Origin of the sequence: Nonomuraea sp. NPDC049141, assembly GCF_040648415.1 — a bacterium.
GTDB lineage: Bacteria > Actinomycetota > Actinomycetes > Streptosporangiales > Streptosporangiaceae > Nonomuraea.
This window is the reverse complement of record NZ_JBEZDR010000034.1, coordinates 79769-105102: the sequence shown is the minus strand read 5'-3', so window position 1 is coordinate 105102 and position 25334 is coordinate 79769. Positions and strand designations below refer to the sequence as shown.

Sequence of the window (25334 nt, the reverse complement as noted above, 5' to 3'; positions counted from 1 at the left end):
CAACAACACCTGGACCCTCGATCCCGCCACTCCATAACCAGCAGACGGGCCGACGCATACCGACCCGCCCACCAAGATCTTCAGGACACTCCTAGCGTGGAATGCCTGCCCTTGGCGGGGGCGAGACGGCACCCGAAGCACCGGTCGGAGCGCCGTGAAAGCCAATAAGAGCTTTCCACTTCTAGTCCGATGCCTCACTTGGTCGGGCCGGACCTTCCAAGTTGCTGCCGAAACCGGGACTGTACGGTTTTCGGTGTAACTCCTGATCAAGGAGAACACACCTGATGAGTACTGTGATCCAGGCATCGACGGAGATCGACCTGGAGGACACCGCGGTGGCGCGTAAGGAGCCTAAGGACTCGGATCGCGAGCTCGTCGGCCGGCTGGTCGAGCAGGCCCGCGCCGAGGGCATGGAGCTGGTGGGTGAGAACGGGCTGCTGGGGCGGCTGACCAAGCTGGTGCTGGAGTCCGCCCTTGAGGGTGAGATCACCGATCATCTCGGCTACAACAAGCACGAGCGGGTCAGCAGTGAGACGGGCAACTCGCGCAATGGGAGCCGGTCCAAGACGGTCATCACCGATGTCGGGCCGGTGGAGATCACTGTGCCGCGTGATCGGGACGGCAGCTTCGAGCCGAAGATCGTGCGCAAACGGCAGCGGCGGCTGTCCGGGGTGGATGAAATGGTGATCTCGCTGGCTGCCAAGGGCCTGACCACCGGGGAGATCTCCGCGCATCTGGCCGAGGTGTATGGCGCCGAGGTCTCCAAACAGACCATTTCCACCATCACCGACAAGGTGCTGGAGGGGATGGCCGAATGGCAGAACCGGCCTCTCGACCCTGTCTACCCGGTGATCTTCATCGACGCCATCCACGTCAAGCTGCGCGAGGGCCAGGTAGCCAACCGGCCGATCTACGTGGCGATGGCGGTGACCGTCGACGGCGAGCGCGACATCCTCGGCTTGTGGGCCGGCGACGGTGGCGAGGGCGCGAAGTTCTGGCTGCATGTGCTGACCGAGATCAAGAACCGGGGCGTCGGTGACGCGCTGATGGTGGTCTGCGACGGCCTGAAAGGGCTGCCGCAGGCCATCGAGACCGTCTGGCCGCGGGCGGTGGTGCAAACATGTGTCGTTCACCTGTTGCGCGCCAGCTTCCGCTACGCCGCTCGCCAGCACTGGGACGCCGTCGCCAAGGCTCTCAAGCCCGTCTACACCGCACCCACCGAGGCGGCCGCGCTCGAGCGGTTCTACGAATTCGCCGAGCTGTGGGGCGGCAAGTATCCGGCGATCGTGAAGTTGTGGGAGGACACCTGGGCCGAGTTCGTGCCCTTCCTCAACTTCGACACCGAGATCCGCCGGGTGATCTGCTCCACCAACGCCATCGAGTCGGTCAACGCCCGCATCCGGCGGGCGGTCAAGGCCCGTGGCCACTTCCCCAACGAGCAGGCCGCGCTCAAGTGCGTCTACATGGCGATCATGAGCCTGGACCCGACCGGCAAAGGCCGCAAACGCTGGATCACCCGCTGGAAAGCTGCCCTCAACGCCTTCGCCATCACCTTCGAAGGCCGCCTGACCCCGACCACCCGATAAAACTGATTCAAGATCGAGTTACACCATTTACTGGACAGTCCCCCACCAGGTCGCGCGGTGCACGGTCGAGCGACGGATGCGCGCCCTGGGCCTGCAAGGAGCCCGCCGGGGCAAGAAGATCCGCACCACCATGGCCGATCCCGGCCACCAGCGGGCGGCCGACCTGGTCAAGCGGGACTTCACCGCGCCCCGGCCGAACACGGTCTGGGTCGCCGACTTCACCTACGTTCACGCCTGGTGCGGAATCGTCTACGTCGCCTTCGTCGTCGACGTGTACTCCCGTGCGATCGTCGGCTGGACGGCCTCGCTGTCCAAGCGCGCCGACCTGGTGCTGGACGCCCTGGACATGGCGTTGTGGCGGCGCGACCGCACCGGACGTCCCGCCGGGCCTGGCCTGGTCCATCACTCGGACGCCGGCAGCCAATACACCTGTTTCCGCTTCACCGCCCACCTGATGACCGCCGGCATCGACGCCTCCATCGGCACGGTCGGAGACGCGCTGGACAATGCGCTGATGGAATCGCAGATCGGTCTCTACAAGACCGAGCTGATCAAACCTCGCGGGCCCTGGCGCAGCTTGCCCGACGTGGAACTGGCCACCGCCGAATGGGTTGAATGGTTCAACACGACCCGCCTGCACTCCTCAATCGGCAACATCCCGCCGAAGGAGTACGAAGCCCTCTACTACGCTCAACAGCAGCCCAACGACCTCGTTGGAATCAACCCCTGAGCTCTCCATCAAAGCCGGGGCGGTTCAGGATCCGGCCGCGCGTCGGGTCGTACATCCTGCAGAGCAACCTGATGAGGGTGCTCTTGCCGGCGCCGTTCAAGCCCACCAGGGCGACCGTACGGCCGTGCTGAATCGTCAGATCGACCCCGCGTAGGACCCATGGATGGTCGTCGCTGTAGCGGAACCAAACGTCCCGCAGTTCGATGCCCTGGCGCAGCGCGGGGGCCGTGCCCTCGTCCACGCTCGCCAGGTCGGGCTCGGTCCTGATCACCGCGACGTAGTGCGAGAAGGTGAGGAGCCGCTCGTGGACGGACGCCATCGAGGAGACGAGCATGTTGAGTGCGGCCTGCACCCCGCCGACGGCCGCTACGAACATGGCGACGTCGCCAACGCTGAGGGACCCCGCGCGGGCGGCCGTGATCGCCCACCACAGACCGACACCCGCGACCGCCGCGCTCAGCGTGGTCAGGCCACCCTGAGTGACCAGTTCACGGCGGTCCATCCGGCTTTCGGCGGTGTCGGCCCTGCCTCGCTCAGCCATCATCCGTGCGCGAAGGAACGCGCCGATGCCGAACAACCGGATCTCCGTGGCGGCCTGGACTCCGGTGAGCAGCCGGCTGTAGAAGAACTCGCGGCGGTGGATCTGCTCGATGTCCCACTGCATGGTGGCCCGTCTCCGCGTCAGCAGCAGTTCAGCGACCAGTGCTGGGACGGCGGCCAGCAGTACCAGGGCGGTCATGGCAGGGCTGAGGATCAGAAGGGAGCCCACGAATCCGATGAGGGACAGGACTCCGTTCAGGCTTCCGCAGATTCCGCTGACGAGGTCGCCGGTGCTCCCGGCGCCCTCCTGCGCGAGGCGCAGCCGGTCGAGGAACACCGGGTCCTCGAAACGCCGGAGGCCAACCTGCCGCTCGGCCGCCGCGAACAGCCGGTCGATCGCGTCGGCTCGCGCGAGGCGCCCGGTCTGGGCGCGCAGATAGCGGCCGATCCCCGGGAGCGCGGCGGCGGCCAGACCGGCCGCGGCCAGCCCGAGCGCGAGGCTCGCGACCGCGCCATCGGGGGTCGCCAGCCGGTCGATGACCGATTTGGTCAGCCATACGGTAGCGATTGGGGCCACCGCCTCGGCGAGTGTCAGAAAGACGTAGCCGGTGACCCCTAATGGTGCCGACCGCCAGGTCAGCGATATGGCCTCCACGGCGGCCGAGGCCAGGTCCCGGATCCCGGCCTGTCGGCTCGGCCCCGGGTCGCTCATGCCGTCGATGCGACGGAAAGGTCCTCCAGGCGTCCGCCCGCGGCGACGACGCGGTGATCGGAGCCGAGCAGGTAGAGCGCCGGGGTCCAGGTGTTCTGGAACGCGCCTGCCACCGGGCCGTCGTAGTCCTCCACGATCACACGGGCCACCGGCGCGAGCGCTTCGACCGCCTCCGCGTCGTCCCCGGCGACCACCGCCAGCACGTTCTCCCGTCCGAGGGTGCGGGCACGCTCGGTGAAGTGGGGAAGCAGCTTGTGGCAGGGTTCGCATCCGGCGGAGAAGAACCCGACCAGGCCGGCGACCGTATCGTGGGACACCGGCTCGCCATCGACGGTCACGGCGGCGAACTCGCCGACGGGCGAGCCAGGCTGCAACGCGATGGGCGGCCCGGCATGCTGGACGCCTCCCCCGCTCGTCTGCCTCAGCCGGCGGATCAGGCTCAGGGTGAGCAGCAGATTCAACACGCAAAGCAGACCGATGAGCACGACGGCTGCGGTCAGGTAAGGCATCAGACGTTCCTCGCGAAGAGATCGACGATGTCGTCGAAAGGGGCGATCAGTATCGCCCCGATGAGCCCCGATGAGCCCCGCAGCACCTGCCAGAGCCGCGCCGCCAGGTGCGGGCAGGCCACCAGGCAGCAGTACGCCGAGTGCGGCTGCGATGATCAGCGGGCTGTTACACCAAGGGGGCGGCGGATGTACCGAAGCAGCGGCAGAGCGCCTTCTGTCCCCGTCGGCGTGCGGGCGGCGGCCGGCCGCCACCCGCGGAGCGCCTACTTCAGCCGGATCAGCAGGTGCCGACCTTGACCGTCTGGCAACCTTCGTCCAGACAGCACTGACGGAGGTACTTGATGCCACCCGAGCAGTAGTAGTAGTTGCTGCAGCCTGCCTCGACGGTCACCTTGTGGGCGACGCGCGTCAGCAGACGATCAACGAGACTCTGGCCTTGCGGGGCGAGATGATGATGATCACGATGATCCGGTCTTCCGAATTACAGCGCAACGGTCAAGGTTAATTTCTCTAACAATGATCAAGAGGTACAGGTTTTCGTAATTTCGGACAACATGTATCGCACCACAGATGGGACCGAAAGTTCCGCTGAACGCCTCCGCGCTTGGATCCCGCCGCGACCCGGCCGTAGATGATCATGTTGCGAGAGGACGCCTTGGACTCGTCCCGCCGTCCCGCATGCGACTGAAGATGATCTTCGCGCTCGTACGAGGGCGTCGGGCACACCCGAACGATCTTGCGCCGCCGTACATCCCGCACGAGCCATACCGGCTCGAACGGAGATATTTACCCATAAATCCTGATAATTGCTCGCATCCATCTCCCGCGAACAACTACAAGCCAGACATATCTATGTTGACGGAGTTACCGATACATCCCGCTAGCCACAGTTGAACCCTTTTCCAAGGATTCTCCTCGCTTCCATTCCCGGAAGTTCCGAAGATGGAGCGGAACGAAATCCGCCCACAAGAGGAGGCCGAGAGATTGACTGTCACATGGGATGTCGTCTTCGCTCAGCTCATCCGCAGAGAACGGCAGGGCTACTGGGGCAACTGGTCGCTGAACCCGGCGATCGCCCCCGGCGCCGTCGGTGTTCTGGACCCGGGCACCGGGGCGTTCACGCCGGTCGGAGTGGCCATCCCCGGTCTGACGACCACATCGCGGCCGATCTCACAACGGTGGTCGGTCATGTCTGAGCACGTGTCTCGTAAGGAGGTCGACCTCGGCGCCGACGGGACGGTCATCGACCCCGACACGGGGACCAAGGTGAATGCGGAGGTCACGGTTTCCTGGAGTCTGGAGCGGTCCGGATCGATGTTCTCGGAGTTCGCGGTGACCTCGGAGGAGTTCCTGGACCTGAGTTTGCTCAGCAGCCGGCTGGAATGGTTGGCAGCGACCGCCGAAACGCACAACATGAGCACCGACCACCGAATCAGTCAGGGCTTCGGCGTTGTCACGAGCGTGATCTGGGCGAAGAGCGGCGTGAACATCGCGGCGCAGACGGAGAACACGACGTTCTCCCTGAGCGGATCTGCGGGCGCGGTCCACGACATGCTCGGGCAGGGGTCAGGCCAGGGATCATTCAGGACCGCCTCGGCCGACAAGAGCGTCTCCCGGCACCTCTGGCCGGAGACGCCCGAATCCCTGGCCCCAGGTCCCGCGCCCATCGCCTATACCTTCGCCTCGTTCGACGGCAAGACAGTGATCGAGAAGTGGACGGGCGTCCTCGGCTCCTTTGAGCTGCTGCTGAACAGCGTCCCTGGCTGTACCTATGTCGTGAACGCGACGCTCACCTACGACACGGACCAGTCCGTGACCAGGACCGCCCTGATTCCCGCCGGGCTCAGTGCGACCATCGGGGCAGTTCCCCTCGATGCCACCAACCTGGTTCTCGATCTCGCCTTCAAGGGCGTGTTCTCCGACGAGCACCACCGCTTCGAATGGAACACCCCGCTGGGCCAATGGGCCGGCGGCGTACGTCAGATCGACCTCAGCGGTGTCTGGCCGGGCAGCACCTCAGCGCTCGACATCCAGTCAGGCAACGCGCACTGAACTCCAACACGTCAGTGAGGCGGGGCTTTCGGCCCCAACTGCCGTATCGCTACCATCGGGCACTAATCGCCTACTTTGGCGATTTTAGGCATGGGCGCAGCGACCGGTGAGGAGTGTCCGGCACGTGGCTGGATTGGGCAGGGCCGGGCGGCGAAGAACACGGACCGTGGGCGACGAGAACGGGTTATCGGGGTCGACCAGCGGCCGGCCGCGTCGACCGGCCGGTGGCCGCCGGCTGACCCTGCGTACAGTGCTGATCATTGTGGTGTTCATCCCGAGCGTGACGTTCGCCCCGCTGTTGGCTTCGGGCATGTACCAACTGTTCAGTCAGTGGCAGTCGGAGAAGGCCCAGATGGATCTGGCCACCACCACCGTCGGCAGACCCGCGGCCAACCTGTTCTTCACCCTTGACCAGGAGCGGCGACTCACCGCGGAGGCACAGGCCGACCCCCGTGGCACCGCCCGGGACGAGCTCGCCAAGCAGCGCGCGGTGACCGACAAGGCCGTGAGCGTCTTCCGTCCGCTGGCGACTCTGGACGCCCCCAACGGGCAGGAGGGGCTCTCCGAGGCCGTCATCCGGACCGTGCGCGGCCTCGGCCTCCTCGACCAGCAGCGCCGAGGGGTGGACGGCGGTTCGTCCAGTGAGCAGAAGGCGTACGACTATTACACCGGCGTCATCGAGTCCGACCTCAGCGTATTGACCGCCCTCAGCCACACCGAGCACGGCGAGGTGGGCACCAAGGCGCAGACGCTGGTCGACCTCTTCTGGGTCATCGACATGCTCGGCCGCGAAGACGCCGTTCTGGCCCGCGGCTGGGACACCGGGCATCTGACGAAGGACGAGTGGGACCTGGTCGCCGACGCCATCGGCACCAAGGAGCACCTCCTGCGGTCCCGGGTGGCCCCCAGCCTCCTGGCGAACGAGAGCCAGTACGGAACGCTGACGGCCAGCAAGGCGTGGCAGGCCATGACCGCTCTGGAGGAGCGGCTGGTCACCTCCGGGACCGGCGGCGAGAACGGCCAGGTGTCACTGCGCGAGGTCAGCGGCGCGTGGCGCTCCTCGGTGGACACGATCTCCCCGCAACTGCTGCAGGTCCTCAGCCTCCGGCTCGAGAACGTCAGCCAGATCGGCTACGCCCACGCCAAGACGCTCTTCGCGGTCTTCATGAGCGTCAGCAGCGTGGGCCTGCTCGCCCTGATCCTGGTCATCGTCACCAGTTGGCGCCTGACCGCCATCCTTCGCCGGCGCATCCTCCACCTGCGCGAGGAGGCCCAGGAACTCCAGGAGCGGCTGCCCGACGTGGTCGCCCGGTTGGAGCGCGGCGAGGACGTCGACGTGGACGCGGAAGTACACATGGTCGAGCCCACTCCCGACGAGCTCGGCGAGCTCGGGCAGGCCCTCAATCTGGCCAGCCGCAGCGCGGTGCTCACTGCCGTACGGCAGGCCGAACAGCACCGTGGCTTCCAGCGCATGCTCCAGCGCATCGCCCGCCGTACCCAGATCCTCATCGGTCTTCAGCTGAAGAAGCTCGACGAGATGGAGCGCAAGCACGAGGACCCCGAGGTGCTGGAGGGCCTGTTCGACCTGGACCACCTCACCGCCCGGCTGCGCCGCTACGAGGAGAACCTGGTGATCCTCGGCGGCGGCCAGCCACAGCGCCGCTGGCGCAAGCCAGTACGCCTGCTCGACGTACTGCGCGCCGCGCAAGGCGAGGTCCAGGACTACCGACGGATCCTGATCGAGGTCGGGGGCGAGCCCTGGATAGCCGAGCGCGCGGTGGGACCGCTGGTCCACGTCCTGGCGGAGCTGATGGAGAACGCCACCGCCTTCTCCAAGCCGCCGACCCCCGTCGAGGTGCGGGCCGCACCGGTCAGCCGGGGCATCGCCGTGGAGATCGAGGACCGCGGCCTGGGCATGGAACCCGAGCAGTACGTGGCCGCCAACGCCCTGATGCAGTCGCCGCCGCAGCTCGATGTGATGACCCACGCCGACGATGTGCGGCTCGGCCTGTACGTGGTCGCCCGGCTCGCCGCGAGCCTAGGACTCCAGGTGACGCTGCGGACGTCGGCCTTCGGCGGCACCCGTGTCATCGTGCTGCTGCCGACGTCGCTGGTGGTGGGCCGCCCCCGGGTGGTACCCAAGCCGGCCGCGGTCCCCGAGGAGGCCCCCACCAGGCCGGAAAGCACCCCACCCGAGGAAGAGGCACAGTTGCCGACTCGCTCCAGGGGACGCGCGATGGCACATGTGACAGCACCCGCCGCCGGATCACCGGATCGGGGCGACGCGCCCCTCGACCCGCTGCCTCAGCGGGTACGCCAGGCGAGCCTGGTCACCGAGCTCAAGGTCCCGGCGGACAGGGACGAACAGACCGACCAGGAGAGCTGGGCCGTACGTGACCAGCCCACGCGATCCAGTGCCACAATCGGTGCGTTCCAGAGGCAGTCCCGCAGGAGCCGGACCGGTGACGACGCCTTCCAGCCCCGGCAGGACGAATCGCCCGAACCCGGTTCCCCTAGGACGGAAGATCGAGGATGACGCAGCGAACCACCGCCACCGACACAGACCTGGACTGGCTCCTGGACGGCCTGGTCGATCAGGTCGCGGGCACCCGGCACGCCATCGTGCTGTCCGACGACGGCCTGGTGATCAGCCGGTCCAAGACCATCGAACGCGCGGACGCCGAACGCCTCGCCGCGATCGCCACGGGCCAGCAGAGCCTGGCTCGCGGCGTCGGGCAACTCTTCAACGGCGGACCGGTTCACCAGGTCATCATCGAGATGGCCGATCTGTGGCTGTTCATCACGTCCGCGGGCCGCGGCACCCATCTGGCCGTGGTCGCGTCCCAGGAGGTCGACGCCGAACTGATGGCCGTCGCGATGCACACCCTGGTCCAGCAGGTGGGCCAGAGGCTGGGGACTGACGCGCGTAACCCGCGGACCGACGACGCGGGGAGACACGGATGAAACACTGGACGGAGGGATTCGACGACGCCGGCGCCGACGAGTCCCTTGTCCGCCCCTATACGATCACCGGCGGGCGAACCATCTCCGAACGGGACGACCTCACGCTGATCACCCTGCTGACGGCGATCCCCGAGTCCTCTTCGGAGACCGGACACAGCCGCCGGAGACCGCAGCCGGAGCACCGCGCCATCCTCGCTCTGTGCACGCGGCCGCTGGCGGTGGCCGAGGTCGCCTCCGCGCTGAACCTCCCGGTGTCGGTGACCAAGATCCTCATCGGCGATCTGATCGAGGCCGGTCAACTGCGGGCCCGGCCACCCCTGGCCTTCGCCAAGGCGGGCGGCCTTCCCGGTATGGCGATCCTTGAGGCGGTGAGGGATGGGCTACGCAACCTCTGACCACGGGGACGGTGCTCCCCTGGCGGTGAAGATCCTCATCGCCGGCGGCTTCGGCGTCGGGAAGACGACGCTGGTCGGCGCGGTGAGCGAAGTCGCTCCTCTGCGTACCGAGGAGTACCTGACCCATGCCAGCGTCGGCGTGGACGATCTGGAAGGGCTGAGCGGCAAGTCCACCACGACCGTCGCACTGGACTTCGGGCGCATCACCCTCAACAGCCAGCTCGTGCTCTACCTGTTCGGCACCCCCGGGCAGGAACGCTTCTGGTTCATGTGGAACGACCTGGTCAACGGAGCGATGGGAGCGATCGTCCTGGTCGACACCCGCCGGCTGGACGTGAGCTTCGCGTCGATCGACTTCTTCGAGAGCCGCCGGATCCCCTTCGTCGTCGCCGTGAACTGCTTCCACGGCGTCAAGGACCGGACGCAGGAGGAGATCCGCAAGGCACTCGACCTCGATCCGCAGGTGCCGCTGGTGCTCTGTGACGCCCGCGACCGGACGGCGGGCCGCGACGTACTGCTCGCGCTCATCGACCACCTGATGGCCGCTCAGTCCCCCGTCGCGCCCCACCCCGTGGCCTGACCAAGCCCGTCAAGGAGTCCAGGTCGTGGACAGCAGGGTGGGCACGACGCCTTGCTTGGCCGTTACGACGACGAGGACCGGCGCGTCCATGGGCGCCGGGAGCTCGAGCTCGGTGATGTTGCCGCTCGTCGACTGGATCGGCGGCGCCAGGTCGCCGTCCTGAACGCTCAGGACCTGCTGTACGGCCGGCGCGCCCGCTCTGAAGGTCCAGCCGTTGGCCCCGGGCCGGGCCTTCCGGATCAGCGCGCGAACTCGCCTGCCCGATGTGGCCTCCGCCCTGCTGCCGAGGCGAATGGTCAGAGCGCCCCCCGAGCCGAAGACGCCCGGAGGAGTGGGGTTGACGATGAGCAGGCCGGAGCGGAGAGAGCGGCTCTCACGGTCACGGCGGCCGGTCAGGCCACCGCAGCTGATCAGGGAGGAGTCCTCGCTGCCCGCGCCGTTCCACGTCTGGCGGGCGGCGGCCGTGGCCTGGTTCTCCGCCGGACTCACGGCGAAGGCCACGCTGTCGATGCGCAGCCCGGCTACGCCGTCTTCCATGACGGATCCCGTCACGGCTTCCCGGAGCGCGCCGGAAACGCCGCGGCCCTCCATGATGTCCAGCGCCTCGATGCAGATCAGACCATCGTCCGGCATCTCCTCGGGCAGCAGGTCGAAGACGACCACACTCCTCTTGATGCGGCTGCCCGCCTTCAGCAGCACGCATTGGCGCAACCGCCCCTGGGAGCGAACCTGGATGAGCCGTGGCAGGCCCTTACCTGCCTCCGCCGGGTCCGGCTCTCCCTCGTGCCAGCCGCGCACCGAACCGGCGTCCACGGCCAGCGTGACCGTGACCCGCAGCCGGCGGCCCGCGGCGGCCACCTTGAAGCCGGCCAGTCCCGAGCGCTCGAACCGGCCCACGATCTGGACGCCACGATGCACCTGGTCGGCCACCTGCAGCGCCGCCGTCTGGCCGCCGGCGATCTCGATCGGCACCTCGCAGGGCACGACGAGCCTGTCGAAGTCGGTGGCGGTGCCGGCGATCAGCGATGTACTCATGACGCGCTCCTCGAAGCGGCCAGGGCCGCGGCGAACCCACTGGGATCCTGGAAGTCGAACCGGCTCAGCAGCGGGTCGCGCCGCTCCCACATCCTGCGTAGCGTGCAGTAGAGCGGGTCGCCGTCGCGCTCCACGTGCCGCAGGCCGGCGACGAGCGTACTCAGGTACTCGTTGCCCGCCCCGACCTCCCAGTGCGGCACCAGCGGCGAGGGCACGTCGGCCCCGCTGCGGTAGAGCCAGAGCCACAGTCGGGCCCGCTCCCGCTGCTCGGGCCCCAGGATGGACTCGCCCTTCGCGTGCTTGGCGACGGCCTCGCCGAGCAGCCGCCAATAGTCGTCCCGCGTCTGGGCGACGTGTGACAGCCCGCATCCGCTCCACTCGGACCAACCGGCCTGGATGACCGGGATGCCGAAAGCGGGCAGCTCGCTGGAGACGCTCCCGCGGACCGTCACCCCGACCTCGGTCATGCTCCACAGGACGTTCTTCGACAGTGCCAGGCTGGGCATGAAGGCCATGTGCGCGCGCGCTGAATGGCGTTCCGCGACCACGGCGAAATGGCCGGTCGTGTCATACCGGAACTGGCTCGGATGATCCAGGAAGAGCCAGTTCACGCTGTCGTTGGCGGCGGCGAAGTCCGCGGTCTCCTCGAACCATTGCGCCAGATCATCGAACAGCTCCCGGTTGGTGCCGAGAGCGTCGGAGACGGCATGGTGGAAGACGGTGAACACGGGCAGGTCCGGGTTGATCCCGAAACGTTCGCACGCGTGCTGGCGGATCTGGCGCCGCTCCGTTTCGGTACGCACTTCGAAATCGCTCACGTTTCCGGCTCGCCACCAGCTCGGCCTGCCGAGGTTGACCTTCGCCCGCCACGCCAGGAGCTCCGCGCTCGGCTTGATGAGGTCCCGGTGCGGCCAGACGAACTCCTCGAAATACTCGGCGATCTGGCCGGTCAGCTCCTCCCGGAAAGTGCCGAGCCCTCTGCGCCGCTCCGGGAAGAGCGCGTACGCCTTCAGGGTCCCGGTGCTCTGTACGTGCACGACCGGGATCTCCCGGCGGATGGCCGTATCGACCGCCAGCCCCCACTGGTCGTAGTCGACATGGCTGGTGACCAGCGCGTCCGGCGACAGCTCGGCGAACAACCGGTCGTAGACGGCGGCAAAGGCCCGGGTACGGCTACGCCGCGATCGATGCCAAGGCTCCTCGGTGTCCGGCAGCCGCGGTACCCGGCCCAGCCGGATCAGCGTCGCCTTCTCCACGGCGTCGATCGTCTCGGAGTCACTCGCCTCTGTCGGGCTGTCATCTCGGTCGGCGAGGTGGCGATTCACCAGGTCATGCACGTCGAACACCTTGTCGGCACCGAACGCCTCGGCCAGCCGCCGAACCCGCTCGATGTCGAACTCCTCCCAAAGCACCTCGTTCCAGTCCCGGTCCGTGCCGGTGAGCACGACCAGCCGGGCCGACCTCAGGTCACAGATCGCGTTCGCCACCAGCAGGTTGCGCACGATGACCCTGATGTCCTCGTGCAACGCCTCTGCCACGACCACCGGCCCGCTGTCATCCCGAGGAGGGCGATGTTCCCAATATGAGCGGGCAGCGATGAGCAGGCGGTCGAACTGCTCGTCATCCCCGACAAGGTTCATGATGTCTCCCCAGATCAGCAAGGCCGCGTCGACCCTGGCAGACCTGAGAACGAGGCGTCGCGGCCTTTGCCGCAACCTCGCGTGATCCTTGCCGCGAAATGGTTCCGCGCTCTTCGAGGGAGCCGGTCTAACGTCGTCCGCGGAACGTACGCCGTAGGTCTTCGACCCACTCGTCCGGGATCTCCCACGGGATGAAATGCCCGCCGTGGTCGTGAGTGGTGATGTTGACGTGGTTGTACCAAGCGGCGCGGTCGCTGTCGAGGAAGCTCTTCACCCGCTCTTCGCCGGTCGTCACGCCGGGCGGATTCTCGTAGCCGACGAAGGTGATGCCCGTGGGCGCCTCGATCACCGGCCGGCGGTCATGCGACGGCGTCCACGGGTAGCGGTTGTTGTTGGCGTACGTGCGGATCGAGGTGTCGATGGCGTCGCCCGCCCAGTAGATCGTCGCGTGGGTGAGGAGATCGTCCCTGGTGAACACGGTTTCCACGTCCCCGTGGTTGTCGGACCAGTTCGTCCAACGTTCCAGCATCCAGGCGAGCATGCCGGCCGGGGAGTCGGCCAGTCCGTAACCGAGCGTGGCCGAGTCGAGCATGTGCGCTGCCAGGTGGACGGCGAAGCGCTTTTCGAAGGCCATGAGCCGCTCGTGGTCGGCCGGCGGCAGGTTCTCCGGGATGGGTCTGCCGCCGCTGATGTCCCAGGCGCGGTCGCCGTTGAAGAACGTGAGTTTCAGGGCGGACCCGATGTGGATCGCGTAGAGCTCGTCGGCGTACTTGTGCCCGAGTTGCCCGGTGACCAGCGCGCCGACGTCGCAGCCGCCGGCCGCGTACTTCTCATACCCGAGGACACCGGTCATCAGCTCGTGCCAGACATCGGCGATCTTCCAGAAGTTCATGTCCGGGTGATGCGTCAGCGGTGTCGAGAACCCGAAGCCGGGCAGCGACGGCACGATCACGTCGAACGCGTCCGCCGGATCGGCGCCGAACGCGGCCGGGTCGGCGAGCGGGTCGATGACCTTGGACCAGTGCCAGAACGTCCACGGCCAGCCGTGGCTGAGGATCAGCGGCACCGGATTCGGCCCGACGCCGGGCTTGCGCATGAAGTGGACCGGCACTCCACCGACGTCGACGCGGTAGTGCTCGTAGGCGTTGATCGCGCGCTCGGCGGCGCGCCAGTCGAAACCGTCCGCCCAGTACGCCACGAGCTCCTGCAGGTACGAGCGGCGCACCCCGTAGTAGCCGTCGTCGTTGCCGGCGTCCAGCGGCCATTTGGTCATGGTCAGTCTGCGACGCAGGTCATCGAGCACCTCGTCGGACACGTGGAGCGGCGTCGGCTCAAGGGGCATGGTTGTCTCCTTACCTACTCGCCCGCGACATCGGACGCAGCGATCTCGGTCAGACGCGCCAGGACGCGCGCCGAACCGGCGAGCACCTCGCGCTCTTGGTCGTTCAGCCGGTCCACGAGACGTGCCAGGTTCGCCACCCGGTCCGCGTGACGAGACCGGACAATTCGCCTGCCCTCCTCGGTAAGGGAGAGCAGCACGGCACGGCCGTCGCTTGGGTCCGGGCGGCGTGACACCAGCCCGTCTCGCTCAAGCTTCGCGACCAGGCTCGTGAGCGCCGGCTGCTTCAGCTGCTCCGTGGCCGTCAGATCGGTCAGGCGCAGCGGCCCCTTCCGCGACAGGGTGTGGAGCACGGACAGGGTCGAGAAGTTGAACCTCCGGACCGACGGGAGCCGGATGAAGATCGTGTTGAAGTCCTCGATCGCGGTGGTCAGCTCGTCGACGTTCAGCGGGTGGTCCACGCTCGTACTATATCGATGTTTGATGTAAATGTGCTGTCGTCGACCGGCCGGAGCTCACCGCCCCGGGCCGCGGCGGGCGCGAGTGCGCTTGACCTGGGCGATCACTTCGTCCATGCGTTCCTGCAACTCTGCTTCCCGCTCGGCGGTGCGCAGGCGGGCGCCGGCGTCGCTCTCTTCCCTCGTCTGCACGATCCGCGCCTCCTCCTGGTGCAGCAGCATCTCGTAGTGGCTCATGCGCAGCCTTTCGTTCAGCCGTACGTCGTTGTCATGCAGCCGCTCCTTGCTCTCCAACTGGGCGGCGAGCCGACGGTCGTACGCGCTGGACCTGCTGATCAGCTTGGTGAGCACGGGGAAGCAGTCGATGAGGATAAGCAGACCCGCGACCAGCAGGTGAGCCCACCAGACGGTCCAGCTCTTGGACGACAGCGCATTGAGCGCCTGGAACCGTTCGAGCAGGCCGGGTACGGCGGCATGTTTGTTCCGCTCCGCCGCGATCCTGTCTTGAATCAGCTGCGGTACCCGCTTGGCATACTCGTCGCGCGCCTTGTTGTAGCTCGTGGTCTGCGCGGTGACCTTGTCCCGCAGGTCGGCGAGCTTGCCCTGCTTGTCGTCCATGGCGTTGTCGCGGCGGAACTTCGCGAGCGACTCACTGCGGATACCGCAGCGCACCCCTTTCCCCTCAATGCCACTGGTTCCCGGCACCTTGCCGCCGGCACACTCTTCGGCCCACTTGCTGCGCAGCCTTGTCTCTTCGTTGATCAGCGGACTGAGCGAGCGTTCCAGCTCGTCGCGCTCCGCGGTAACGAGGGTGAGCGGACGGTCGTCAGGAGGGGAGATGGTGAGCTTGTAAGGCTTGCAGTCCACGCCCACGACGGGCGTGGGATAGCAATTGCCATAGGCAGCACGCAGCTGGTCCTCGGCCGCTTGGTGGGTGGTCTTGATCTGCTCGGCGATCGCCGTCTCGAAGATCTTCATGGTCATCGGCTCCGAGATCAGCACGCCGATCAACAACGAGACCAGCAGGCGGGGGAGCAGCACGAGGAGGCGGCCGCGTCCAACAACCCCGTGCGAGGTGGCGATAAGCCAGCTGTCCAGGACGCAGATCAGTCCTCCCCACAGCATCGCCCCCATGATGGCCGGTGCTGTGGAGACCTGGAAGAACTGGCTCAACGCGATCCATAGGGATACCGCCGCCATCAGCGGGGCGCACAACACAACCGCTCCGGTACGGGTGAGCTTCGGCCGGTCCTCCGGCACCCAGGCCACAACGTCCTCTTGGACGCCGATCAGCGCACGCAGCGCGCGGCCAGGGCCGTAGCCGCGGCTCAGCCGGGGCGGCCGCCACTCGCCGCCCTCCAGCGCGCTGATCTCGGGCGTTTTGTAACTGGTCATCAGCCGATGTTCTCCTCGCTCATTTCAGCTGACGTAGGGGCGGAGGAGCCCTGTTTCACCTGAGGCGTGTCTTCGGCAGCTTCGTCCGGTCGGCCGGTCGCGGTGTTGTCCACGGCTCCGAGGGCCTGAACGTCCTCGACGAGGATCTCGGCCGTGTGTGGAGTGCTGGTGACGTCCTGCAGGACGCTGAAGATCACTTCGGTAAGGTCTGTGTGGTCGCCCTGTCCGCGGTTGATCAGGCTCTGTGCGATCTGCAGCTTGAGTTCACGATCACGCGCCCTCTGCTCACGCTCCCACGCCTGCTGCTCCTTCTCGTCCTTCCACTTGCGCTCTTCGCGGTGGTCCTCAAAGTCCTGCCGGCGAATATCCCTGGTGTGATCGAGTCTCACCCGCTCGCGTTCCCACTCCCGCTCGAATTCCTCGCGGCCGGCCGCCAGCTGCTGCTGGGCAGTCAGTGCGGCGTGCTCAAGGCGGAGCTTCTCCATGTCGTGCGCCCCTTCGCGCTCCTCTCGCGTCAACTCCCACTGCTGTGCGCGGGACTCGCGCTCCATGTCCAGGCGGATCCGTTCCTGAGCGAGGTCGGAGTTGCGTTCCTCCAGCTTGGCGTCGTGCTCCTGCCTGGCGGTCTCGAGTTGCCGCTTTTGGCGGCGCGCCTCCCGCTCCTCCTCCCATTCGCGATCGAGCTGGAGGTGCAGACGCTCTCGCTGGGCGAGATGCTCGGCCTGTTCGTCCTCCCGAAGCTTGCGGGTTTCCTCGTCGACACGGCGCATCAGTTCGGACGGACTCAGCTCGCCGCGGGCCAGTGCCAACGAGATGGCGGCGTACGGATCGCGGGCGACCTCCTCCCCGAACATCCGCCCTCGGCGCAGCTCGGCGGCGAGATCGCGCTGACGCTGCTCGTTGGCGAAGTCCCCCTCCTCACGCTCGTAGTCGCGTGCCATGCGGCGCTCAGAGGCCAGCCGGTCCAGCCGCTCTCGTTCGGTTTCCCCCTGCTCGCGGGCTATTTCGCGGGTGAAGCGGTGGGAGTCGAGTTGGTCGTGCTGTTCGTAGGAGCGTTGCTTGGTCTTGAGTGCGCGTTCCAGCTCCAGCTCGCGTTCCTGGCGTTCGTGCTCCTTGAGCCGTTCCTCCAGCTTGCGCTGCTCCTCCAGGACAGCGGCAGGCGTGAGCACCTCGATGCTGGACAGCCGCACCTGCATGCCGAGGAACTTCGGCGGCGACGCCTGAGCGTAGACGCCCACCTCGATCTGCGCGTCGTCCTGCACTTTGAGCACGGCATCGATGGGGTGCTCCAAGCCGAGCTGATAGAGGCGGTGATAACCCTTCAGGTAGGCGAGCACGGCCTCGTTCAGGTCCCGGTGGCCGACTTGGGCCACGATGATCTCGTCCGTAACCGTGCAGGCGAATGTGGCCCGCAAGGTGAACTGGTCCACACCGCTCGACTGCAACGACAGCTGTACGGTGATCGGCTTGTCGCGGGTCATGTCCACCAGGCAGTAGCTGCTGGCGTTGACCATATATTCGTCGCTGCCGCTGAGGCGCCGATGCTTGCCGCTGGTGTAGGTCACCCCGTCGGTCACGACGAGGGCCTCGTGGGTACGCGCCGCAGGGATGTCGGTCGCCGGCCGGGTGCGCCCGCCCAGCCCGAAGAGTCCGCGCTTGTCGAGCGGTGGGAGGGAGTCTTGCTTGATGACCGGATATGACGTGCTCACAGGCACTCCAGCTGAAAGATCGAGGTGATGAGAGGCACGAATGGGGCGCGCCCGGCCCCGCGTCTGGTGGTGTACAGGATGAATTGGCTCCCGAACAGGTGCCGCTCACGGGGGGAAAGCGCCGTCTTGAGCGCGGTGACAACGCCGTGGAGCACTGCCTCGGGCTCCTGCTCCAGCGCGTTGAGGAGGTCGAATACCAGCGAGAAGGCGATGGTGCGCCTGGGCCTGTACACCAACAGCAGCGCCAGCAGTTCCGCGAACAGCGGGACATCCTCCCGGCGCGCGGCAAGGTGCTCGGCCGCGACGTACCGCTCGCCCGACCGGACCTGGAGCACATCCAAGGCGACGTCGACGGTGCTCTCAAAAGCTTCCATCTTCACCCTGAGGAACCGGTGCAGCTGAGCGATGAGATCCTTCAGCACAACCTGCTCGTCGCCAGTGCCGGCGTCGTTGAGCGTGACGTACAGGAGCATGATGGCGGTGGCCGCGCTGCCAGCGGTCTCCGGCTGCTCCGACAGAAGCCACAGATGACGTAGAGCGTCGCTCGGGTAGAGCACGCCGACGCTTCCGGAGAAAGCGAAGGCGGAGGCGCACCTGCGCAGTTCGTCTCTGCTCCTCGACCACCTGATCGCAGTGCGCCTGGCCAGCGGCGCGGTCGTGTCGATCAGGCACATGAAAGACAACACGTCCCTGGCGGCCGTCCATGCGCGCCAGCCGCGTAGTCCGCCCGACCACGGCTGGAGGACATGGGTGCGTACGCTGTCGAAGTCGTACTCGGCCAGCAGCGCCAGTCCGTATGTGACTCGGAGGCGCACTTCTGGGTCGGGCTCGTCGATGATCTCGTTGAGCCAGTCGAACAGATGCTGCCAGAACTGCCGGGGGTAGCGATCGCAAAGCCCGGCAACGACGTGCGTGCGGTAACCCTGGGATTTGAACTCGACGCAGCGCTGCGTCTGGCCGGGGATCGCATCGCCGCTTTCGGCGGCTCGCCTATGGGTGGCAATGAGGGACCGTTCGTGTCGTTTCCTGTTCGGTTCGAGCGCTTCCGGCCGAACGTGCTCCTCCGTGTCCGGCGGAAGCGGGGGAATGACGGCGGCGGCCAGCCGATCTCGCAGCGGCTCGAATACGCCCTCGGGTAATCCGTCCAGGAACACCAGGGCGGCAGCTTCGAGCAGGTCTCGTGGCCCCGGGTCATCCTCGAACCACCGCTCGACCTTCTGCCGCAGAGCAAGATCGAGGCCGTCGAGTGACTTGTTGGCGTCCATCCCGCTCGCCAGGTTGCGGGCGAACTGGACGACGTCGGCCAGGCTGTGCTCATGCAGGATCGCCGGGTCGACCCCCGCCTCCCGCACGTTGTAAGCGGCCAGGATGCTCTCAGCGGAGGGCCGTTCCCAGCGGAACTGCGGTACGAGCGACGACACAGGTTGCTCGCTGATGATGACCAGGTGGGTGCCCTCTGTCGCCTGAATCTTCTCGACCAGAGCGCCAAGGCCGACGTCGCTGTTGTCCGGCTCCGCGTCCTCGCCGGGCCAGTCGAAAACCAGGTAGGCCGTGCCCTTCAGGTAGTCGTCGCGCCCGGCCAGATCCTTCAGGTCGGGCAGCAGCATGAACATGCGGCGGTCGGCGTGGAGGTCACACAGCAGGTTGAGCGCGCCGGCCCGCCGACCGTAGCCACTGGGGCCGTGCAGAACGATGACCGCGTCGGTGCGCAGCGCCTCCAGCGCCGCGGCGTACTCCGCCGGCCGCGCGTACCTCTGGCAGGTCTCTGTGATAACCCGCGGCGGAACGCGTCCCTCCAGGCGGTGCGCGACCTGCCCGGATATCGCGCTGGCTATTCCGATCACCGAGCCGGCGCCCATCTGGACCGGGCCGTTGATAGTCGTGCTCGTGTGCTGGCTGGACCTCATCTCCCGGACGGCGTCCGCCGGTGTGGGACCCGATGTCTCCGGTGCCGGCTGTTCGGATGCCGCGCTCATCGGTTGGCGATTCCGATCACCCCGTGGTCACCCATACGGACGGAGCCGTTGATCACCGTTGTCGTGCTCTGCCTCGTGGCCGTACGGTCGTCATCGGGGGCCGGTTCGCGCAGGTCGAGAGCATGGACGTCAGTGCCAGGGACGAGTAGCCAGGCGGTCCCCCGGTAGGTCTTGACCGTGACGTCGACCTCACGGAACTCCTGGGGCTTCCAGGTCGTATGGTCGGTCGCCACCACGTGCTGGTAGACGTCGTCGGAGACGATCAGAGCGAGCAGAGCGCCGGGCGCCGCAACGATCGCCGCCCTGACCGGTGCCGCGTCGACGAGGCGTCCAACCACGACAGGGGACTTGCCGACGTACCCGTTCGCCCCGTCGCTGAGCGTGCCGAAGTGGATGGCGACGCGGAGGCGCATCCGGTCGGCGGCATTCCTGCCTGCGTTGGACAGCCGCAGCAGCAGGTTCAGGTGCCGGATGAAGTCATCGACCAGGCGAGGCTCCTCATCGACGCTGGGAGCGGTGGGCAGAACCGCCAGCACCCCGTCGCCCGATGGCTGGACCTCCCATGCTGTGTGGTTCAGTTGCGCGGCCTCTGCAGCCTGGGTCAGAACCTCACGGAACACAGCCTGGTCGGCGGCCTGGCGTGCGGGAACGCCCTTGCTATAGCCGACGATGTCGGCGCAGAGAAGGAGCTGGCGTCGATGTGCTTCGTGCATGGAGGGCTCCGCTGACTTCGAACAGAATGGTTGAGTGGTCGCCACGCGAAGTCGGCGTCGTCTGGCGCCGGAATCGTCGTGACCGGTACTGGCGCCGGCGAGGAGGCCGGGGGCGCGGTGAGCTTCAGGGCCCGCAGGGGCCGTCATCGTCCTGCGGTCCCGTTGTGGATGCCGATCGTCCCTCTGTCGACCCTGACGGATCCGTGGAAGGTGTTGACAACGGACTGATTGGCCGTGATCAAGGCGACCAGGGATCGGGCCTCAGCGTCCGCCGTGAGTAGTTCGAGAAGGCTCAGGTAAAGCTCCTCCCGACTCTCCGGCCTTTCGCTCTGCCCTTTGCGTATGCGGTGGTCGCGCAGTTTGGTCCGTAGTCGGCCGATGCCTCTGACCGCGGCCTCGGCGCCAAAAGCACCGGCCCGCTCGAGGCTGCCGTCCGAAACGGCCGTCCACATCGCGTCGGCGATCTCGGACAGACTACTCATAGGGACCTCCATGAATTGTGGGATTGGCCAGATATTGCGAATAATTCTTACCAAACAGCCCCATGCGGTACTTTGTCGCTTTTGTCATCTCTTGCGGCGTGCCGCCGATGGAGTGTCCATGTCATGACTTGTCGGCATTTGATGAACTTTCCAATAGATCAATACCGATTGGAGAGGGCAGCCTCTCACGGCCGAGCTCCAAGGAAGGCGGATTAGTACGGATTTACCGGCTTTGATTGCAGAGACCACGCAACCTGGGCAGATCCAGGACGATTACCCGCCGGTACTCGGTCAGCGCGATGCGCTGGTCACGCAGCCTCCGCATGGCCTTGTTGACGGCGTCCTCCCTCGCCCCGATGAGCCGGCCCAGCTCCACCTGGGTGAGGGGTACGCCGAGATCGATGCCTCTCTCGCAGGAGTGACCGTGCCGATCGGCCAACTCCGCGAGAACATGAGCCAGCCGGATCAGCACGTCGTATCCCGCCATGTCGGCCCTGCGCCGGTTCGCCCAGTCGAGCCGGTCCGCCATCAGACAGGCAACCGCACGCCAGACCGCTGGATGCCGTTCCAGGAAGGCGGCGAACTCGACGTCGGGAATGGCGTGCACTCGGCAGTCGGAACAGAGGGTGACCGTCGCCGCGCGCGGCAGCTCACGGAGCGGCGCCATCTCCCCGACCACGTCACCGCTGACCCGGATGCCGAGCAACGCCTGTTCCCCGTTCTCCAGGTCGGCCGTCACCTTTACCAGGGCGATGTGCGTGGCATTCAACGAACGAAGCAGGAAGATGCGCTTGTCCGTCGAGTCGCCCTGCCGAATCAAGATCTGCCCCGCCTGGCGGAGCGTCGCCGGCCTCAGCGCCATGAGCTGACGGCCGATGGCGGGGGCGAGGCCAGCCATGAACGTTCCCGAGGGCCACTCATATACGTCAGAGAATGGCATCGCACTCCTGCCCAGCGTTCGGTCACGGTTTGCGGAGTGTATGACGCCCGTACATACCAGAAAGTTCCATATCGACTTCTCGTCGAGAAACAAAAGCCGAATCGGTTTCCAGTACGCCAGATTCACATGGCTAATGATCAATAAAACCCGACAGAGATCACCATATATCTCAAAAGGTATTTTTTATCTATAATCGGCATCTCGCGGTGACATGCCGCGCGACAGGATCGAGCGGCTGCTCACAGGAGAACGTCCGAACAAGAGAGACAGGCCGGTCATCGTTCGACAGATGGGACTACACATCCATGATCAGACCGAAGCCATGCGCGGGGAGGCGGTGCCCGCTTCCCCGCATCCTGGAACGAGCGACCACCGCCTACGGCTACGGTCGGCTCGGCGGCCACGACGTGCCGACCTCAATGGGCTCCCCTGGCGCGCTCGGACAGGCCAGGAGGCGTGAACCGCGGATACAGAGTCCGACGACGAGAAAATGTACGGCGCATATGGCCACCGATCAGGCGAAGTCCTCGGGGGTGAATTCCTTGGGCTCGACGAGGACCAGCCAGTTGCCCGTGTTGTCGCGCATCACGGCCTCGACGCCGTACGGGCGGTCGGAGGGCTCCTGGAGGAAGGTCACGCCCTTGGCACTCAGTTCCTGATAGGTCTTGCGGCAGTCATCGACCTGCAGGCCGAGGCCGCCCATCTGGCCCTTTTCGAGTTGCCGCCGGATGAAGTCGGCGGCGTCGGCGTCGAGCGGCGGTCCGGGGATCATCAGGGTGACCTCGAGCTCGGGCTGATCGGGGTGGCTGATGGTGACCCAGCGGAAGCCCTCTCCCATGGTGATGTCGGTGCGGGACTCGAAGCCCAGGTGCTCGATGTAGAAGTCGCGGGCCTTGTCCTGGTCGAGGCAGTAGACGGTGACCAGTGAGATGTTGGTAATCATGTGAGTACGGTATGCGGCGACCAGCGGCGCCCGCTTCTTTCAGATTGCGGCCTTGGGCCCAGCCGTACCACTCGGGTCGAGCACCCCGCGCATGAACAGGTAACACCCGGGGACGTGCGGGCCACCGCGAGCGGCCCACCGATCACGGTAGGCGGTGGGGCTTTCTCCCACGAGTTGCGTGAAGCGGGACGAGAACGATCCGAGGCTGGCGAACCCCACCGCCATGCAGACCTCGGTCACCGTGAGGTTCGCGACGCGCAGCAGGTCCTGGGCGCGCTCGATGCGACGGCGGGTGAGGTAGCGGATCGGCGTCTCGCCGTACGCCGCCTCGAAGCTGCGGGCGAAGTGGAACTTGGACACCCCGGCGACGGCGGCGAGCCGGTCGAGATCCAGCGCCGCCTGGTAGTGGCGGTCGATGTGGTCGTGCGCCCGGCGAAGGTGCGGAAGTAGTCGCACGGTCACTCTCCCGGGGATCCGGGATACTGGAACACGTCGTCGAGCGGAACGCCGAACACCTGGGCGATCCGGAAGGCCATCTCCAGGGACGGCGAATAGCGGCTCTGCTCGATGGCGATGACGGTCTGCCGGGTCACGCCGATGCGCTCGGCGAGCTCGGCCTGGGTCATCTCGCCGTGCGCGAAGCGCAGCGAGCGGATGCGGTTCGTGACGAGCGTCGACTTCACCACTGCGGCAGGCTCCTGCGATACACGATGACCTTCGTGATCCCGCCGAGAACCGCCGACAGCACGAAGCAGAGGTAGACCACGTTGGCGATCCAGAACCAGTCCCACTCGGCCATCGCCATGACCATCGCCGCGACCGCGCCGATGACGACGAACGACTGGCCGGTGTATTCGCCGAGCCGGCCGATCTCCCTGTCCCGCTCGTCCGTGGCGCGGGACGCCCTCGGGTTCACGATCGCGATGCCGATCTCGGCCACCATCGACGCGACGATGGCGGCGCCGATGGTCCAGAGCAGAGTGGTGACGTACGGCACCTCAGGCAGTGGGCGTCCGTTCGCGCGACTCATGATGATGACCACATAGGCGGCGTACCCGAGCACGGCGACGACCAGCCTGATCCACGCGCGTTTCTCCTCGTGCGTCATGGCCCACCCCTTTCGATGCATAGGATCTCCGACATCATCAATGTAGTCAAAATTTGACTCCATGTCTAGAATATTTTACATCGCGGCGCCTGTCCAACCTCGGCCATCATGTTGTGCATGTCCATCAAGACCGCCGCCCCGGAAGATCTGCCGGCTCTGCTCGCCCTCGCCGTGGACTTCTACAAGGAGGACGGCTTCGCCACCTCGGAAGCCGAGCTGAGGACCAACCTGGCCACGCTGATCGCCTCTCCCACGGCTCGCGTCGCGGTGAGCGAGGCGGACGGTCGCGTGGTCGCGTTCGCCATCACCACGACCACGTTCGGGCTCGAATCCGGCCTGATCGCCGAGCTCGAAGACCTCTACGTCGCCCCGGAGGCGCGCCGGCGCGGCGAGGCGCAGCGCCTCATCGAGGACAGCCTGCGCTGGTCCGCCGGCCGGGGTTGCGGCCAGCTCGAGATCGTGATCGCCCCCAACGGGCAGGACGTGAGCCACCTGTTCGACTTCTACCGCAAGCGCGGCTTCCGGGACGAGGGCCGCCGGCTGCTCAGCCAACCGCTGGACCCGCACACCCGCGGATAGGACTTCAGGGCCGGCTGCTCGGCGCGAGCAGGGACCAGCTTCGGTCGTCTCCCCAGACGGAGAACGCATCCACATACGGTCGCAGCAATGCGGTGAGTTCGGCGTCGCCCTGGTGGGTGAGTTCGTCTTCCGCTATTTTCCGCGCCGCTCCCGCGAGGAGGTCGGCCACCTGGATCCGTGCGTCCAGGCGTGAGTCGACGAGTCGCAGGTCGGCCAGTCGGCCCGTCTCCTTCAACTCGTCAATGCGTTCTTCCGTGAGGAGGGTCTGCCGGTCGTGAACGACTGAAACGGGCTTCCCGGTTTCGCCCCAGTAAATGGCGGCCTGGATGATGGCCGGGAACAGCGGGTTCAGCGTGGGCGGCCGCGCGCGGAAAGAGTCCATGTTGGGCCTGGACTCCCAGAGCAGGTTCATTATTTCGCCCACCCGGCTCTGTGGGGCGGCGCGGCGAAGGGTGTCGATCCTCTTGAAGACCGAGTCGACGGAGGCGCCCGGACCTCGGCCGTTCTTGGTACGCATCAGGTCGTTGAAGGAGTCCAGGAAGGCGTTCCACTGCTCGGGGCCGAACGTGTGCCCGCCCTCTCGGTAGAGCGTGCCGGCCATGGCCCGGGAGTCCTGGTCCTGCTCGGCGAGCAGGTCGATGAATCTGCTTATCGCGAAGAAGGTCTTGTCGATCAGATAGACGTGCGCGTTCCCGTGGAGTGGGGACGAAGGACCGAGCAGCCACTTGAGGGCGTTCAGGTGTTTCTTCCTGCGGATGACGCCCGACTTGTATTCCGTGGTCGGGGAGGGGGCTCGGTTCCGTACTTCTCGGATGCAGTCAGCCGCTGATTCGATGTCCAGCCGTATGCTGGCGTGGGCGAACACCGCCGTGTTTCCGCCAATGAGCTTCTCCCCTTCTGAGCCGGACTCGTCGCAGGCGATTTCGAAGGGTTGTGTCACGGCCTGGCT

The 25334-nt window shown here is 66.5% G+C and carries 25 protein-coding genes and 1 pseudogene; 8 read left to right on the top strand and 18 right to left on the bottom strand.

The window, feature by feature from the left end:
• Positions 1-284 precede the first annotated feature (284 nt).
• The gene (locus AB0B91_RS59440) at positions 285-1586 is read left to right on the top strand and encodes an IS256 family transposase (protein WP_358341091.1); all 1302 of its coding nucleotides are present in this window, start codon (positions 285-287) and stop codon (positions 1584-1586) included.
• A 49-nt stretch (positions 1587-1635) separates the two neighbouring features.
• A pseudogene (locus AB0B91_RS59435) lies at positions 1636-2316 on the top strand (IS3 family transposase); the annotation flags it as partial.
• On the opposite strand, the gene AB0B91_RS59430 reads toward AB0B91_RS59435, so the two are convergent.
• The 3 genes from AB0B91_RS59430 to AB0B91_RS59420 are packed head-to-tail and all read right to left on the bottom strand — an operon-like array spanning position 2306 to position 4199.
• Positions 2306-3568, bottom strand: coding sequence for an ABC transporter ATP-binding protein (locus AB0B91_RS59430; protein ID WP_358341089.1), 1263 nt, complete (start codon positions 3566-3568; stop codon positions 2306-2308). The pseudogene AB0B91_RS59435 and the gene AB0B91_RS59430 overlap by 11 nt on opposite strands.
• A complete protein-coding gene (locus AB0B91_RS59425) occupies positions 3565-4077 on the bottom strand; it encodes a TlpA disulfide reductase family protein (RefSeq protein WP_358341087.1) in 513 nt (170 codons plus the stop codon). The genes AB0B91_RS59430 and AB0B91_RS59425 overlap by 4 nt, the downstream gene beginning before the upstream one ends.
• Positions 4077-4199, bottom strand: coding sequence for a hypothetical protein (locus tag AB0B91_RS59420; protein WP_358341086.1), 123 nt, complete (start codon positions 4197-4199; stop codon positions 4077-4079). Before AB0B91_RS59420 ends, AB0B91_RS59425 begins: the two co-directional genes overlap by 1 nt.
• Positions 4200-5061: 862 nt before the next feature.
• Here AB0B91_RS59420 and AB0B91_RS59415 point away from each other — a divergent pair.
• From AB0B91_RS59415 to AB0B91_RS59395, 5 genes are all read left to right on the top strand, one after another.
• A complete protein-coding gene (locus tag AB0B91_RS59415; RefSeq protein WP_358341084.1) occupies positions 5062-6129 on the top strand; it encodes a hypothetical protein in 1068 nt (355 codons plus the stop codon).
• 250 nt (positions 6130-6379) lie between these two features.
• Positions 6380-8665, top strand: a complete 2286-nt coding sequence (locus tag AB0B91_RS59410; protein WP_358341083.1) for a nitrate- and nitrite sensing domain-containing protein — start codon at positions 6380-6382, stop codon at positions 8663-8665.
• The gene (locus AB0B91_RS59405; RefSeq protein WP_358341081.1) at positions 8662-9093 is read left to right on the top strand and encodes a roadblock/LC7 domain-containing protein; all 432 of its coding nucleotides are present in this window, start codon (positions 8662-8664) and stop codon (positions 9091-9093) included. Before AB0B91_RS59410 ends, AB0B91_RS59405 begins: the two co-directional genes overlap by 4 nt.
• Positions 9090-9488 carry a DUF742 domain-containing protein gene (locus AB0B91_RS59400; RefSeq protein WP_358341079.1) on the top strand — a complete coding sequence of 133 codons (399 nt, stop codon included), beginning with the start codon at positions 9090-9092 and terminating at the stop codon, positions 9486-9488. The genes AB0B91_RS59405 and AB0B91_RS59400 overlap by 4 nt, the downstream gene beginning before the upstream one ends.
• Positions 9469-10068 carry an ATP/GTP-binding protein gene (locus tag AB0B91_RS59395; protein WP_358341077.1) on the top strand — a complete coding sequence of 200 codons (600 nt, stop codon included), beginning with the start codon at positions 9469-9471 and terminating at the stop codon, positions 10066-10068. Before AB0B91_RS59400 ends, AB0B91_RS59395 begins: the two co-directional genes overlap by 20 nt.
• A 9-nt stretch (positions 10069-10077) precedes the next feature.
• On the opposite strand, the gene AB0B91_RS59390 is transcribed toward AB0B91_RS59395, so the two are convergent.
• The 14 genes from AB0B91_RS59390 to AB0B91_RS59325 form a co-directional block, all read right to left on the bottom strand.
• A complete protein-coding gene (locus AB0B91_RS59390; protein ID WP_358341075.1) occupies positions 10078-11103 on the bottom strand; it encodes a hypothetical protein in 1026 nt (341 codons plus the stop codon).
• Positions 11100-12743 (bottom strand): hypothetical protein, encoded by a 1644-nt coding sequence (locus AB0B91_RS59385; RefSeq protein WP_358341073.1) that lies wholly within the window; start codon positions 12741-12743, stop codon positions 11100-11102. Before AB0B91_RS59385 ends, AB0B91_RS59390 begins: the two co-directional genes overlap by 4 nt.
• Before the next feature lie 127 nt (positions 12744-12870).
• Positions 12871-14085 carry an epoxide hydrolase gene (locus AB0B91_RS59380; RefSeq protein WP_358341071.1) on the bottom strand — a complete coding sequence of 405 codons (1215 nt, stop codon included), beginning with the start codon at positions 14083-14085 and terminating at the stop codon, positions 12871-12873.
• 14 nt (positions 14086-14099) lie between these two features.
• Positions 14100-14543, bottom strand: a complete 444-nt coding sequence (locus AB0B91_RS59375) for a MarR family transcriptional regulator (RefSeq protein ID WP_358341069.1) — start codon at positions 14541-14543, stop codon at positions 14100-14102.
• Positions 14544-14597: 54 nt separating this feature from the next.
• A complete protein-coding gene (locus tag AB0B91_RS59370) occupies positions 14598-15935 on the bottom strand; it encodes a DUF4407 domain-containing protein (protein ID WP_358341067.1) in 1338 nt (445 codons plus the stop codon).
• Positions 15935-17644 (bottom strand): hypothetical protein, encoded by a 1710-nt coding sequence (locus tag AB0B91_RS59365; RefSeq protein WP_358341065.1) that lies wholly within the window; start codon positions 17642-17644, stop codon positions 15935-15937. The genes AB0B91_RS59370 and AB0B91_RS59365 overlap by 1 nt, the downstream gene beginning before the upstream one ends.
• The gene (locus AB0B91_RS59360) at positions 17641-19257 is read right to left on the bottom strand and encodes a hypothetical protein (RefSeq protein WP_358341063.1); all 1617 of its coding nucleotides are present in this window, start codon (positions 19255-19257) and stop codon (positions 17641-17643) included. Before AB0B91_RS59360 ends, AB0B91_RS59365 begins: the two co-directional genes overlap by 4 nt.
• 359 nt (positions 19258-19616) lie before the next feature.
• Positions 19617-20333, bottom strand: a complete 717-nt coding sequence (locus AB0B91_RS59355; RefSeq protein ID WP_358341061.1) for a hypothetical protein — start codon at positions 20331-20333, stop codon at positions 19617-19619.
• Positions 20334-20476: 143 nt separating this feature from the next.
• The gene (locus tag AB0B91_RS59350; protein WP_358341059.1) at positions 20477-20815 is read right to left on the bottom strand and encodes a hypothetical protein; all 339 of its coding nucleotides are present in this window, start codon (positions 20813-20815) and stop codon (positions 20477-20479) included.
• A 223-nt stretch (positions 20816-21038) separates the two neighbouring features.
• Positions 21039-21713 carry a Crp/Fnr family transcriptional regulator gene (locus AB0B91_RS59345; protein ID WP_358341057.1) on the bottom strand — a complete coding sequence of 225 codons (675 nt, stop codon included), beginning with the start codon at positions 21711-21713 and terminating at the stop codon, positions 21039-21041.
• 556 nt (positions 21714-22269) lie between these two features.
• A complete protein-coding gene (locus AB0B91_RS59340; protein WP_358341056.1) occupies positions 22270-22698 on the bottom strand; it encodes a VOC family protein in 429 nt (142 codons plus the stop codon).
• Positions 22699-22737: 39 nt separating this feature from the next.
• Complete coding sequence (locus AB0B91_RS59335) at positions 22738-23154, bottom strand: helix-turn-helix transcriptional regulator (protein WP_358341054.1); 417 nt, start codon at positions 23152-23154, stop codon at positions 22738-22740.
• A 2-nt stretch (positions 23155-23156) separates the two neighbouring features.
• Positions 23157-23354 carry a helix-turn-helix transcriptional regulator gene (locus AB0B91_RS59330; protein ID WP_358341095.1) on the bottom strand — a complete coding sequence of 66 codons (198 nt, stop codon included), beginning with the start codon at positions 23352-23354 and terminating at the stop codon, positions 23157-23159.
• Between the two features lie 23 nt (positions 23355-23377).
• Complete coding sequence (locus AB0B91_RS59325) at positions 23378-23806, bottom strand: hypothetical protein (RefSeq protein WP_358341052.1); 429 nt, start codon at positions 23804-23806, stop codon at positions 23378-23380.
• A 117-nt stretch (positions 23807-23923) separates the two neighbouring features.
• Here AB0B91_RS59325 and AB0B91_RS59320 point away from each other — a divergent pair, with 117 nt between their 5' ends.
• Complete coding sequence (locus tag AB0B91_RS59320) at positions 23924-24385, top strand: GNAT family N-acetyltransferase (RefSeq protein WP_358341051.1); 462 nt, start codon at positions 23924-23926, stop codon at positions 24383-24385.
• Between the two features lie 4 nt (positions 24386-24389).
• Here AB0B91_RS59320 and AB0B91_RS59315 read toward each other — a convergent pair whose 3' ends face one another.
• On the bottom strand, positions 24390-25325 hold the full coding sequence (locus tag AB0B91_RS59315; RefSeq protein WP_358341049.1) for a DUF3800 domain-containing protein: 936 nt from the start codon (positions 25323-25325) through the stop codon (positions 24390-24392).
• Positions 25326-25334 lie beyond the last annotated feature (9 nt).